Genomic DNA, 13,086 nt, shown 5'->3' on the forward strand with positions numbered 1-13,086 from the left:
AAGACGCGAGACCTCTCGGCCGGCCCGGCGGTAGAGTCCACACGTGCGTTGATCTTCCGGGCGGTGGCCAAGCGCCGCCGCAGACGGTGCCGGCGGCCCCTTCAGACGGGGCCGTCCGGTCGGCATACCCGTCACCATTCCACCGGAGTTCACGTAATGACTGCTCAGCAACCCCTCACCTACGACGCGTTCATCGAACTCGCCGCCGCTGATTCAGCCGTCGTCGGCTTGGTCCTCAAGGGTTCCCGGGCCCACGACGGCATGACCACCGAGCACTCCGACCACGACTTGTACGTCGTCCTTGCCGACGCCGCGGCACCGGCTCTCACCCGGTTCACGGGGCACCGCACCGCGGAGCTCGACCTCGTCATCCTCTCCGTCGACGAGTTCCGCGCCGCCGGAATGCGACGCCGATGAAGCATTCCGGGACGCGGGTGGTTGGCTCGACGCCTACGCCAATTCGCTGTACCGCTCGATCAAGAACGACCGCGACGGGCATGCACGCGCGGCCCGTCTCGACGCCGCCGACAGCATCCGGTTTACCTGGAGTGGGAGCTTGCCCGGTTCCCGCTGCCCGACTGGGACACCGGCATGCTGCTCGGCGCGGTGGACCGCATCTCGGCAACAGGCGACGTATCCACCCAGCGCCGTCTCTTCGCCCACGTCGAGGCGTTGGCCCGGCGGGCCGGGCACGGCGCGGTGCTGGACGCCTGGAGCGAGGACCTGGACTTGATGCGTCAGCACCCTGGTGGAAGGCACCTCTGCTCGTGAAGGTGAAGGACGCACGACCATCCGGACCTCCTCCGCGCGGCGTGCTTCCGGCTTCCGCGCGCGTGGTGTGCCCTGAGAGGTCAGAACGGCTCACCCGCGAAGGAGACACACGGCATGCTCGGACAATCGCAGGCGTTCAGCGGTTTCTCGGTCGACGACCTCGGCGAGGCCCGCCGGTTCTACGGTGAGATTCTCGGCCTCGCGGTGGAGGAGACCGGGGAGGGGGACATGCGGATGCTGACCATCAAGCTCGGCAGCGGCGCGCAGGTCTTCGTCTACCCCAAGGAGCAGCACACCCCCGCGACGTTCACGATTCTGAACTTCCCCGTGGACGACATCGAGGCCGCGGTCGGCGAACTGGAGCGGCGCGGCGTGACCTTTGAGCGTTACGCCGGATTCGACCACGACGAGAAGGGCATCGTCCGGGTCGGCAACGGCGGCCCGGCGGCGATCGCGTGGTTCACCGATCCCGCCGGGAACGTCCTCTCCGTGCTCCAGGAGAACTGACCGGCCGACCGTACTGTGCCGCAGCCGCAGCAGTGGTCACAGCGTGAAGCTGATGACCTGTCCGTCGGTCTCGACGTTGGCGCCGCTGATGTTGATGGAGTCGTAGCAGCCGTGACTGCTGAAGACCTGGACCCATTGGCCGGCGGGCACGGGGACGGAGATGTCCTTCGCCCGGCCGACGATGAAGCCGCTGTGGCAGGTGTAGACGCCTGCGGTCTGGGTCATGACCGAGTCCCCGTCGGTGATCGTGACGCGGAGTGTGGCGGTGACCTCCGCCTGGGCCGCGGCTGATGCGGGTGTCGTGAGGGCCGGCGCACCTGCCACTGCGAGCCCTGCGGCAAGGGCGGAGACGCGAGTACGGCCAGGAGCGGGACGAAGACGCATGAAGAACTCCGGATTCTCGGCTCCGGGCGCTCGGCTGCGCCGGAGTGGGGGTGCCTCGAAACGGTTGCCCGGCGCTGTGGGGAAGCGCCGTCCGGATTATTGAACGTTCCACATCTCACGCGCCACATCGGCTTCGGCCATGTTCCCGTGCAACGGCGGACAGGTCGTTCTTGGCGTGGCCGAGGGCACGGCGGGTCGGATCGCCGAGCATTGCGTCCGGCGTACATCCGATCCCGGACGCGACCAGTCACTCCGGCCCAGGCGTCCACGCCAGAGAATCGTGATCCCCTCGCACCCCATCCCGCGACGGTTCCGCATGGGGTGATCCGGGGCCGGGAATCGGCGCGCAGGTGCGCTGGTTGTCGTACGGCATGGAGATCAACGAGCGGGCCGTCGGCGCCCTCGATGCGCTGCACTACACCGCGTTCTCGTCCCACCCGGACGGCGGCAACCCGGCGGGCGTGGTCCTGGACGCCTCCGGCCTCGACGATGCCGAGATGCTGGCGATCGCCGCCCAGTTGGGTTACAGCGAGTCCGCGTTTCTGACCGGTCCGCCCGAGGAACCGGTCGGGGGAGAGGAACCGGTCGGGGAACCCGGGCGGGCCTTCACCATCCGTTACTTCAGCCCTCGGGCAGAGGTGCCCTTCTGTGGCCACGCCACCGTCGCCGCCTCCGTGGCCCTGGCCGAGCGGATCGGTCCGGGCGATCTGGTCTTCGCCACCCGCGCGGGCACGGTGCCGGTGACCGTCACGGATGAGGCGGACGGCACGCTCCGGGCGACGTTGACGAGTGTGGAGCCCCGCGTCGAAGAGATCGCCTCGGAGGAACTGGCCGAGGCCCTGGCGGCGCTGGACTGGCCGTCGGCCGACCTCGACCCGCTGCTGCCTCCTCGCATCGCCTTCGCCGGCGCCCGGCATCTGGTGCTGGCGGCCGGCAGCCGGGAACGGCTCGCGGACCTCTCGTACGACTTCGAGCGGCTCGCCGCCCTGATGCGGAAGCTGGATCTGACGACCGTGCAGCTGGTGTGGCGCGCCGCGGACACCGTCTTCCACGTCCGCGACCCCTTCCCGATCGGCGGTGTCGTGGAGGACCCGGCCACCGGTGCCGCAGCCGCCGCCTTCGGGGCGTACGCGCGTGAACTCGCCCTGGTGCCCGCGGAGTCGGTGCTCACCCTGCACCAGGGCGAGGACATGGGCAGGCCGGGCGTGCTGACCGTGACCCTGCACGCCGGTGACCCGAGGGTCCGGGTCAGTGGAACGGGCACCCGCATGCCCCGGTGACGCCGAAGGGCGGGGCGCCTCGTCACCGACCGCGGCACTCTCAGGGAATGATGACCCTCATGGCGAGCATCGTCGTACTGGGAGCCGCGCTCGGCGGCCTGCAGACAGCCCTGCTGTTGGCCGCGGACGGGCATCAGGTGACCGTGCTGGAGCGCGACCCGCATCCCGCGCCGTCGGACCCGGACGCGGTGTGGTCGCACTGGCATCGCCCCGGCATCCCGCAGTTGCGCCTCACCCACCTCCCGCTCGCCCGCTGGCTTCAACTGGCCGAGGCGCATCTGCCGGCTCTGGTCGCGCAGATGACGGAGGCCGGAGCCGTCCGCATGAACGTGCTGGCGCCGGAACCGGGCCTGCGGGGAGGCCTGCTGGCCGCCGACGCGCGCTTCGACACGTTGGCCGCCCGGCGCTGTCTGCTCGAGCACGCCGCCACGCGCGCGGCCGTGGCGGCCGGTGTCCGCATCGAGCGGGGCATCGTGTGCCGAGGGTTGCGCAGCCCGGGCGGCGGGCGGATCACCGGTCCTCCCGCGCCCGGTCGGCGTGCACCGCATGTCACGGGGGTCGAGACCAGCACGGGGCCGCTGGAAGCCGATCTGGTCGTCGACTGCACAGGCCGCCGTTCGCTGCTCCCCTCCTGGTTGCGGGACATCGGCGTACCGGGCCCGGTCGAGGAAGTCGGGCGGCGCGGCTTCACCTACTGCTGCCGCTACTTCCGGTCGGCCGACGGCGCCCTGCCGGCCCGTACGTTCCCGCTGCTCGCCGAGCACGGTTCCCTCGGTCTGCTGCGCATCCGGGCCGACCACGGCACCTACTCGCTCGGCCTCATCAGCCGCAGCGACGACCACGAACTGCGTCGCCTGCTGCGCCACGAACGCGCCTGGTCGGCCGCCGTGCGCCGGTTCCCCGGCGCGGATGCGTGGCTCGAAGGGCCGGCCCATCACCGACGGCGTCCAGATCATGGCCGGCCTCACAGACCGCAAGCGGACCCTGTACGACGCCGACGTCGAACGCCCCTGTGTCACCGGGCTGGTGGCCGTCGGCGACGCGTGGGCGGTCACCGTGCCGACCATCGGGCGTGGGCTGGCGATGAGCCTGCAGCACAGTGTGCTGCTGCGTGACGTCCTCCGGCAGACGGGCGCCGACGACCCCGTGGCTCTCGTCATCGCGTTCGGCCGGGCTACGCGGGACGGTCTTGGAGACGCGTACCGGCGGTGCACCTCCTACACCCGTCACCGACTGGCCGAGATGGACGCACACGCGGTCGGCCGCCTCTATCGGCACCCCGACTGGGACCGGGCCAGGGCGCTGGCGCTGCTGGCGGGGCGCGACCCGGACGCCCTGCGGGCGGAGCGTGTCGGGGCACATCTCCTGCCCGGTGCGGGGGCGGAGCTGAGCGCTCCGGCCCTGGCCGAGGCGGTGGCGCGGCTCGTACCCGAGGTCGAGCAGCGGATGCCGCCGGGGCCCGCGCGGGAGGAACTCCTCGACGCCGTCAGGGCTTGAGGGCCTGTCCGGCGGATCATGCCGGCGTCGCGGTGCCTGGCACGTGCATCTACCGCGTTGTCGTCGGTCGCCGACTCCTCCGCCTTGCAGCTGCACGCACCAGACACCGCTCGGCTCGGCCGGTCTGCACTGTTTCTTGCAGCCGGCCTGATCCGCCGGACAGGCCCTCGGGCGCGTCTGTTCGGTCCGGCAGCGTCAGAGCACCTACCTTGATTTGCGCACGGTCGGCGAACACAACCACCCTTGAGCGCGTCGCGACCCGACGGCTCAGGCCCGATACACCGGAGAGCGCCCCATGAGGATCCACCTGTCCAGCGTCTTCGTCGACGACCAGGACAAGGCCCTGCGTTTCTATACCGACCTGCTGGGCTTCGTGAAGAAACACGACGTCCCGATGGGCCAGGACCGGTGGCTGACCGTGGTCTCGCCGGAAGAGCCCGACGGGACCGAACTGCTGCTCGAGCCCTCCGGCCATCCCGCGGTGCAGTCGTACAAGACGGCGCTGGTCCAGGACGGCATCCCGGCCGCCTCCTTCGCCGTGGACGACGTGCAGGCGGAGTTCAACCGGCTGCGCGAGCTCGGCGTGCGGTTCGCCCAGGAGCCGCTGGCGATGGGCACGGTCACCACAGCGGTGCTGGACGACACCTGCGGCAACCTGATCCAGATCGTGCACAGCAAGTAAGGGCCTGTAAGGGACTTAAGGGCCTTCTTGCGGCGCTGCCCCGCAGCCTGCCGCAGGGTCTGACGGGAGGGCTGGTGCCCGGGAGCGTTCTGAGGCCCGGGCACCGACCCGACCCCTGGGATCACAGGCCGTCGCGCACCATCGCGGCGACGATCTGGACGTGGCGGTCGGCCGCCGTGTTCGAGAACTCGTTGTCGTAGTTCAGTCCGTACGGCCAGAAGTGGCCACCGCCGGTGGAGATTTTGGCGCTCGCACCGTCGTACTGCCTGACCAGAGCCGTGGCCTGAGCACCCGTCCAGGTGCCGCTGCCACCGAGGCGGGACCAGCCCGAGCTCGTCCCCACGCCGATGGTGTGGGCGATCTCGTGCAGCGCGGTCCGCTCGTTCATGTAGCTACGGTTGCCGAAGCGGATGGTTCCGTTGATGTTGCCGTCGGCGGTGGGCACGCCCGGGTCGTAGCGGACGGTGATGGTCTTGCCGAGGTCGCTGAGATTGTTGTAGCGGGCCACCGCGGCGTTCATGGCCCTGGTGATGAGGTCGTAGGCCGTGCGCTGGTCCTCGGTGGGGTTGGCGGCCCGTTCGAGGGTCCAGGTGATGGTGGCCGCCGCCGATACCTGCCCCTGCGATGCAGAGGTCGACGCCGATGCCGGCGCGGTCTGCGGGGTGGCCTGTGCGATGCCCGGGCCCGCCAGGACGGTGGCTGCCAACGCGGCGACGACCGCCTTGGTGCGCCAGGGTATGGGTGTGTGCCGAGTGGGCAGCGGGGCTCGTCGTGAACTCATCAGGGGTCCTCCTGTGGGGGGTTGGCCGTCGCGTGTTGGGGGGGCGACGGTTGATCAGTCCGTCCGCCGAGGAAGCGGACGGAGCGGATGAAGCGGACGGAGTCGTTCAGGTGCCGATCTTTCCGACTCCCGCCCCGGCGCGGACGAGGGAGGGCACGTCGGCCGCGCGGTCCAGCGTGTACGCGTAGTAGGTACGCGGCTCGGTCACCGTCCCGTTGGTCTCGCAGGCACCGGTCCCGGCGCCGGCGAAGATGTTGTCGCGCTGGACCAGTCGGCCGGGTCCCGACTCGTCGTAGCCACTGGCCGAGTAGCAGGGGTGGGGGACGGCGTCGAAGTAGTTGGCCTCGACCAGCACGCCCGCGTTCATGGTCGACGCGACGCCGTACACGGCGTTGCCCCTGTAGTAGTTGTTGTAGACGTGGACCGGTTCACCGAACCGCACCCGGGGATGCCGCTGTCGCGACCCGTCGAAGAAGTTGTGGTGGATGGAGACCTTCAACTTGCCGGTGTCCTGGCCGCTGTTGGCGTCGGAGTGGCCGAGCAGCATGCTCTTGTCGGTCTTGTTGAACCAGTTCCACGACACGGTGACGTACTGGGAGCCCCGGACGATGTCGACCGCCCCGTCGACCGGGGCGACGAACTCGTTGTGGTCGATCCAGATGTGGTGCGACTCCTGGCCGACGTTGACGGCATCGTCCTCGGCGTTCGTGAACCTGAGGTTGCGCACGATGACGTTGGAGGAGCGGTAGAAGTCCAGGCCGCCGCCGTTGATGACGGCTGACGAACCGACTCCGACGATCGTCTTGTCGGGGCGGACACCCTGCTTGCTGGTGATGTCGATGGTGCCCTGCACCCGGATGACCAGCGGGCCCGTGGTGTCGATGTACTCCAGGAACTGCTCGGTGGTGGTGGCGGTCACGGTCGGGCCGCCGGCTCCACCGGTGGTGCCGTTCCGGCCGAGCGCGGCGACGGCGGCGAAGCCGGAGGGGGCCGTTTCCGCCAGTGGTGCCGGCGTCTCCTCGGCTGCGGTACCGGCCGGCATCGTCACCGCGCCGAGCACCAGGGCGAGCGCGAGGGCGGGGACGCCGCGGGGGGCGCGTAGCGACGACCTCATGCGGTTCCTCCCGGGGTGGGTGGGGGGTTCTTGTTGGGTCGTGCGGAGGCGGGAGCGGAACGGGAAACGGGGGCGGAACGGCAAACGGAGGCGGAAAGCGCTTTCCAAGGTTTCTCGGATGCTAATCAGATGTTTTGAGCATGTCAACGAACTCTCCGAACCCTCACGTGCAGCCCCAACTCGCCTGCCATCTTGACGAGTTCATTACCGTCGCCGAGCATGCCCTGAGCGCGATTCCTTCTGTTCGGTTCTGTTCGCCTCTGTGTTGTGGAAGGGAGTGCCGTGACCCAACGGCATCGCATCGTCCGGGCCCTGGCATCGACGGTTCCTCTGGTGCTCGGCGCGAGTCTCGTAGCCGCCGCGCCCGTGGCGAGCGCTGCGGACCCGGCACCGCAGAGCGCGGTCACCGTGCGGATCGACCCTTCCTACCAACAGCAGGAGTTCGAGGGCTGGGGCACCAGCCTCGTCTGGTTCGCCAACGCGACGGGCGGCTACCCGGAGCCCATTCGAAGACGGCTCGTGGACATGCTGTTCGGTGCGGACGGTCTCCGCCTCAACATCGCCCGCTACAACATCGGCGGTGGCAACGCCCCCGACGTCCGCAAGGACTACATGAAGGCGGGCGCCACCATGGACGGCTTCTGGAAGGCCCCCGAGGGAACCACCCAGAAGGACATGGACTGGTGGGACCCGAACAACCCCGACCACTGGAACTGGGACGCCGACGCCGGCCAGCGCTGGTGGGTGGACCAGATCAAGGACAAGGTCAGCCGCTGGGAGGCGTTCAGCAACTCGCCGCCCTGGTTCCAGACGGTCAGCGGTTACGTCTCCGGCGGCTTCGACGCGAGCGCCGACCAGATCCGCACCGACCGCGTCGACGACTTCGCCACCTACCTGGTGCGCGTGAGTGAGCGTCTGGAGCAGGCGCACGGCATCGAGTTCGACACCATCGACCCGCTCAACGAGCCCAACACGCCCTACTGGGGCACCCAGCTCGGAGCGGACGGCCGGCCCACGGGCGGGCGCCAGGAGGGCGCGCACGCGGGCCCGGAACTCCAGCAGAAGGTCGTTCTCGCGCTGGACAAGGCGCTCGACGGTGCAGGCACCGACGCCGAGATCTCCGCGATGGACGAGACCAACCCCGGCATCTTCACCCAGAACTGGAACGCCTACGGCACCCCCGCCCGCGCCGCCGTCGACCAGCTCAACGTGCACACCTACGGCACCGGCCAGCGCACCAGCGCACGCGACATCGCCAAGGGCGCGGACAAGAAGCTGTGGATGAGCGAGGTGGAGGGCACCTGGGGTACCGGCACCGACTTCACCAGCATGGACCCGGGCCTCGGCATCGCCACCCGGATGGTCGACGACATGCGTGAACTGGAGCCCGCGGCCTGGGTGTTCTGGCAGCCGATCGAGGACGCCATCCCGCAGGCCGCGGCGGGCAAGAACTGGGGCAGCATCCATGTGCCGTTCAACTGCACGGCCGAGGACACCCTGGAGACCTGTCCGATCCGGGCCAACTCCAAGTTCCACACCATCCGGAACTTCACCCACTACATCCGTCCCGGTGATCACTTCGTGAAGGTCGACGACCCGTCGAGCGTCGCCGCCGTGCAGCAGAACGGCCGTACGGCGACCGTGGTGCACGTGAACGGCGGCGCCTCCGCGCGCTCGGTGACCCTCGATCTCTCGCGCTTCGGCAAGGTCGCGCCCCGGGCCACCGTCACACCCGTGGTCACGAGCAGCGACGGCGCCCTGGTGCGCGGCACACCGGTCCGGGTGACCGACCGGTCCGCCACCCTCACCGTCCCCGCCAAGTCGGTTACGACCTTCCTGGTCGACGGCGTCGGTGGCGTGGCGCGCGATGCCGCTCTCGTGCAGCCCGGGCATGTCTACCGGCTCCAGGGGGCGCAGAGCGGCAAGTCGTTGGCGCCGTCGGCCGACGGCAGTGGTGTCGTCATCCGTACGACCGACGCCGACAGCGCGGAACAGCTGTGGTCAGTCCGGAAGTTGACGCGCGGCAGCACGGAGAACCGCGAGCGCTACGCCCTCACCAGCGCCGAGACCGGCAAGCGTCTCGCCGTACGCGACGGTCAAGCCGTCCTGGAGGAGCCGGAAAGCGGCCAGGTACCCGAAGCCGCGCAGTGGATCATGTCGACGACCGGCGACGGCACATGGACGTTCGTCAACGCCGCCACCGGCCGCCTCGTCGACGTCACCGGGCAGTCGACCGCGGACGGCGCCAAGGTGTCCACGTACACCCCGACGTCCGCGGCGAACCAGCGCTGGACCGTGACCGACGAGACGGTGCTGCGCACCGCTCGGGCCGAGGCGTTCACCGTCCCCGGTCTGCGGCCCGAGCTGCCGACGACGGTGACGCCGGTGTTCCGGGACGGTGCCCGAGGCGCGCTGCCCGTCGAGTGGAGCCTCCCGCCGGACCGGACGTGGCGTGATCCGGGCACGGTGCGGGTCAGGGGTGAGGCGACCGACCCCCTCGGCCGGAAGATCCCCGCGCTCGCAGTCGTCACCGTCGACACCATCGCCTCGACCCTGCCGGGACGCGCCAAGACCTACGTGGGCGGCACGCCGGGCCTTCCGTCCACGGTCGTCGGCATCGGCCGGAACGGCGGCCGGGCCGACCTTCCGGTGACCTGGGACTCGCCCCCCGACGGGGCGTTCGACGCGACCGGAGTGGTGACACTGCGCGGCCTCGCCCAGGTCGTCGGTGGCGACACGGTCGACGCGACGGTGCGCGTGCAGGTCACGGAACCGGTGGAGACCAACGTCGCCGCGGACGACGGCGTCTCGGTCGCCGCCACGTTCACCGAGAGCGGGTACTCCGCGGAGCGCCTGCGCAACGGTGACCTGTCCGAGAAGGCCTGGTCCAACTGGAAACCGGGGAACACCAAGAACCCCTCCGACACCGTGACCTTCACCCTGCCGAAGCCACGCGACCTGAACCGGGTCGTCGCGCACTTCTACCGGGACGGGAGCAGCGCCTCCTTCCCCGAGAGCCTGAAAGTGCAGGTACGGGCGTCCGCCACCGGTACGTGGGTCGACGCGAGCGACCCCGTCGCGGTCGGGAGCGAGGGCGCACCGGTGATCGACGTCCCATTGGAGGCGGCACCGGCGTCCGAGGTGCGGGTCGTGATGACCGCGCGTCAGGGCGGCTACATCACCATGAGCGAGATCGAGGTGTACGCCAAGAGCCCCGGGGCCTCCTCGGATGCCGCCGCCGCGTCCGTCGAGGTGTCCGGAAAGGCGATCCCCTCGTTCGACCCGGACACCACCACCTACCGGGTCGTCACCGACGCCCCGAGCCGAAGCCGGGTCACGGCGACCGCTCGCGATCCCTACGCCACCGTCGCCGTCAACCGCCTCGACGAGCCCGGCGGGGCGGTGGCCGTCGTCTCCGTGACCAGTGAGGACGGGTCACGGACACGGACGTACCGGATCCATCTCGTACGACGCTGAGGTTGCCGTCGCGGGTGAGGCGCCATCAGCGTGCGCTGTGCCGTGTAGTAGGCGTTGACACCGGACTGCATCAGAAGGTGGGCGCCGGCGACCTTGGGCGGCCTTGGTCCGCGTATGAGCGGAAGGGGTCACGGAAAGGGTGCGGACGCAGCCGTCTCCGAGAGGCTGGTGCTCGCCTCGGCCTGACGCCGAGTCGACCGACCGACATGCCTCACCGACATAGGTCGCGAACTGCGACATGTAGGGTCTCTGTCCCCCTCGATGTGACTTTCCCCATTGCGCCGTCCGACCGGCCCCGTGAGTCTCTCGTGGAACATGCGTCCGAAGAACTGTTATCCCGGGCCCGCCGATCGATCTCCCAAGTATCGGACAGCATCGTTCGGCGTCGAGGACAGGGAAGTTTTTGATGAGTACTGAGCGCACGAGGGAGTCGGCGGCACTGGTGATCGCTGCCCGAAGCGGCGATCCGGAGGCTCAGGACGCCCTGGTCAGTGCGTACCTCCCGCTGGTCTACAACGTTGTGGGCCGGGCTCTGAACGGTTCGGTCGACGTCGACGACGTCGTGCAGGACACGATGCTCCGCGCCCTCGACGCGCTGGGTGGCCTGCGTGCCCCCGAGAACTTCCGTTCCTGGCTCGTGGCGATCGCGATGAATCAGGTCCGGACGCACTGGCAGGCCCGGCAGTCGGCCCCTGGCACCGTCGAGGAGGCCCAGGACCTCGCGGATCCGGGCGCCGACTTCGTGGACCTGACGATCGTCCAGCTCCAGCTGTCCGGGCAACGACAGGAGACCGCGCGGGCGACCCGTTGGCTGGAGCCCGACGACCGAGGCCTGTTGTCGCTCTGGTGGCTGGAGTGCGCCGGCGAGCTGACCCGGTCGGAGGTCGCCGCGGCCCTGGAGCTGTCGCCGCAGCACACGGCGGTCCGGGTGCAGAGGATGAAGGCGCAACTGGAGGCGGCCCGCGTGGTGGTGCGGGCGCTCGACGCACGGCCGCGATGCGAGGAACTGCGGGGTGTGCTGGCGTCCTGGGACGGCCGGCCCTCGGCGCTGTGGCGCAAGCGAATAGCCCGGCATGCCCGTGAGTGTATGCATTGCTCCGGATTGTGGCGTGGGTTGATGCCCGCTGAGGGGCTGCTGGCCGGTCTGGCACTGGTGGCCGCGGCGCCCGCCCTGTGGGAGAGCGTGCTCTCGGCCTCCGGCGGGATGGCCATCGCCGGCTCGGCGTCCCGGCTGCCCGCGTCCGGAGGCCGTGGCACATCGGGCCCGGGATCCGGACACCACAGCGGGCGTGGCCGGGCCGTCTCCCGCAGTGAGGCCCGTCGACGCCGGCGCATCCGCCGCCGGGCCGTCGGCGGTGTCGTCGTGGTGGCCTGCGTGGCGGGCGGGGGCTTGTGGTACTTCGACACGGACCCCGGGACGGGGAACGAGGAGGCGACCGCCACGCGGACCGCGGGCGCCCCCGCCGTGGAGCTCGGGGAACCCAGCCCCGTCGAGACCTCCCCGTCCGCCTCGAAGTCTCCGTCGCCGTCCGCGTCGCCGTCGAAGAAGGCGAGCCCGAGCCCTTCCAGGACCCCACGCCCCACCAAGAAGAGCGAGCCGACGCCTTCGCCGTCGACACGCCTGACGCGGAGCGCGTCCAGCACCCCCGAGACCCAGGCGACCCCGACCAGCGCCGTCGCGCAGGTGGTCGCCCTGGTGAACAAGGAGCGGGCGTCCGCCGGCTGCGGCCCCGTCACGGAGGACCCGCAGCTGAACCAGGCCGCACAGGGCCACTCCGAGGACATGGACGTCCGCGACTTCTTCGACCACACCAACCCGGACGGCGCCGACCCCGGGCAGCGCATCACCGCCGTGGGCTACACCTGGTCCACGTACGGGGAGAACATCGCCCAGGGCCAGCAGACCCCGCAGGAGGTGATGGACTCCTGGATGAACAGCCCGGGCCACCGCGCCAACATCCTCAACTGCTCGTTCAAGGACATCGGCGTGGGCATCCACGATGGTTCGGGCGGGCCGTGGTGGACGCAGAACTTCGGCGCCAAGCAATGAAGTCGAGCGCCGTGCGCGCGGCGCCGACCACGATCGGGCAGGCCGCGAACTGCCCGGCCGGGGTGTCCGCGGTGTCGAGGTCGAGGAGGTCGGCGACGATGACGGTGACGTTGTCGGGGCCACCGCCGCGCAGGGCGAGCTGGATCAAGTCCCGCACGGTCGTCTCGGGGTTCTGCACCCAGGTGTGGTCCTGCGTGATCTGCGTGAGGACGCCGTCGCGCAGCAGGTAGGCGCGCGAGTTGCCGACGTGGGCGAGGCCGAGCCGCTGACATCAAGGACGCGTCGGCCGGCGCGATCATGGCGTGCGGCCTGCTCGACCTGGCCACGGCCACCGGCCGACCTGCCTACCGCGAGGTGGCGCTACGGCTGCTCACCGCACTGTCGGGGACCTGCCTGACGAAGAACTCGGCCCGCGCCGAGGCGGTCGTGGCCCGGTGCGCGCGCCACCGGCCGGCCAAGGACGGGATCGAGATCTCCCTTCCCTACGCCGACCACTACCTGCTGGAAGGCATCCTGCGACCTCGGCCGACAGGGGCTCGGTCG

10 protein-coding genes and 2 pseudogenes are annotated in these 13,086 nt (G+C 70.2%); 8 read left to right on the forward strand and 4 right to left on the reverse strand.

Annotated elements, in window-relative coordinates; translation table 11 throughout:
• Positions 1-156 precede the first annotated feature (156 nt).
• Together ADL12_RS00075 and ADL12_RS00080 are read left to right on the forward strand one after the other, a co-directional pair.
• Positions 157-771, forward strand: a pseudogene (locus ADL12_RS00075) (hypothetical protein).
• Between the two features lie 114 nt (positions 772-885).
• Positions 886-1,278 (forward strand): VOC family protein, encoded by a 393-nt coding sequence (locus tag ADL12_RS00080; protein WP_062697064.1) that lies wholly within the window; start codon positions 886-888, stop codon positions 1,276-1,278.
• Between the two features lie 36 nt (positions 1,279-1,314).
• Here the strand turns inward: ADL12_RS00080 and ADL12_RS00085 are convergent, their stop codons facing one another.
• The gene (locus ADL12_RS00085; RefSeq protein WP_159053042.1) at positions 1,315-1,662 is read right to left on the reverse strand and encodes a hypothetical protein; all 348 of its coding nucleotides are present in this window, start codon (positions 1,660-1,662) and stop codon (positions 1,315-1,317) included.
• A gap of 371 nt (positions 1,663-2,033) precedes the next feature.
• Here ADL12_RS00085 and ADL12_RS00090 point away from each other — a divergent pair, with 371 nt between their 5' ends.
• The 4 genes from ADL12_RS00090 (at position 2,034) to ADL12_RS00105 (ending at position 5,121) form a co-directional block, all read left to right on the forward strand.
• The gene (locus tag ADL12_RS00090; RefSeq protein WP_062697533.1) at positions 2,034-2,942 is read left to right on the forward strand and encodes a PhzF family phenazine biosynthesis protein; all 909 of its coding nucleotides are present in this window, start codon (positions 2,034-2,036) and stop codon (positions 2,940-2,942) included.
• A gap of 59 nt (positions 2,943-3,001) precedes the next feature.
• Positions 3,002-4,057 carry an FAD-binding oxidoreductase/lyase gene (locus ADL12_RS00095; protein ID WP_062697067.1) on the forward strand — a complete coding sequence of 352 codons (1,056 nt, stop codon included), beginning with the start codon at positions 3,002-3,004 and terminating at the stop codon, positions 4,055-4,057.
• A complete protein-coding gene (locus ADL12_RS00100) occupies positions 4,026-4,439 on the forward strand; it encodes a hypothetical protein (RefSeq protein WP_159053043.1) in 414 nt (137 codons plus the stop codon). The genes ADL12_RS00095 and ADL12_RS00100 overlap by 32 nt, the downstream gene beginning before the upstream one ends.
• A gap of 295 nt (positions 4,440-4,734) precedes the next feature.
• A complete protein-coding gene (locus ADL12_RS00105; RefSeq protein WP_062697071.1) occupies positions 4,735-5,121 on the forward strand; it encodes a VOC family protein in 387 nt (128 codons plus the stop codon).
• A gap of 121 nt (positions 5,122-5,242) precedes the next feature.
• Here ADL12_RS00105 and ADL12_RS00110 read toward each other — a convergent pair whose 3' ends face one another.
• Together ADL12_RS00110 and ADL12_RS00115 are read right to left on the reverse strand one after the other, a co-directional pair.
• Positions 5,243-5,902, reverse strand: a complete 660-nt coding sequence (locus tag ADL12_RS00110; RefSeq protein WP_062697073.1) for a hypothetical protein — start codon at positions 5,900-5,902, stop codon at positions 5,243-5,245.
• Between the two features lie 106 nt (positions 5,903-6,008).
• A complete protein-coding gene (locus ADL12_RS00115; RefSeq protein ID WP_062697075.1) occupies positions 6,009-7,016 on the reverse strand; it encodes a pectate lyase family protein in 1,008 nt (335 codons plus the stop codon).
• A gap of 282 nt (positions 7,017-7,298) precedes the next feature.
• Here ADL12_RS00115 and ADL12_RS00120 point away from each other — a divergent pair, with 282 nt between their 5' ends.
• Together ADL12_RS00120 and ADL12_RS00125 are read left to right on the forward strand one after the other, a co-directional pair.
• Positions 7,299-10,493 carry an RICIN domain-containing protein gene (locus ADL12_RS00120; protein WP_079051770.1) on the forward strand — a complete coding sequence of 1,065 codons (3,195 nt, stop codon included), beginning with the start codon at positions 7,299-7,301 and terminating at the stop codon, positions 10,491-10,493.
• A gap of 406 nt (positions 10,494-10,899) precedes the next feature.
• Entirely contained in the window at positions 10,900-12,543 is a 1,644-nt protein-coding gene (locus tag ADL12_RS00125; protein ID WP_062697077.1) for a sigma-70 family RNA polymerase sigma factor, read from the forward strand.
• 19 nt (positions 12,544-12,562) lie between these two features.
• Here ADL12_RS00125 and ADL12_RS49390 read toward each other — a convergent pair.
• Positions 12,563-12,811 (reverse strand): annotated as a pseudogene (locus tag ADL12_RS49390) (PP2C family protein-serine/threonine phosphatase); the annotation flags it as partial.
• Positions 12,812-13,086: the final 275 nt, after the last annotated feature.

It is taken from the genome of Streptomyces regalis (genome assembly GCF_001509475.1).
Classification (GTDB): Bacteria; Actinomycetota; Actinomycetes; order Streptomycetales; family Streptomycetaceae; genus Streptomyces; species Streptomyces regalis.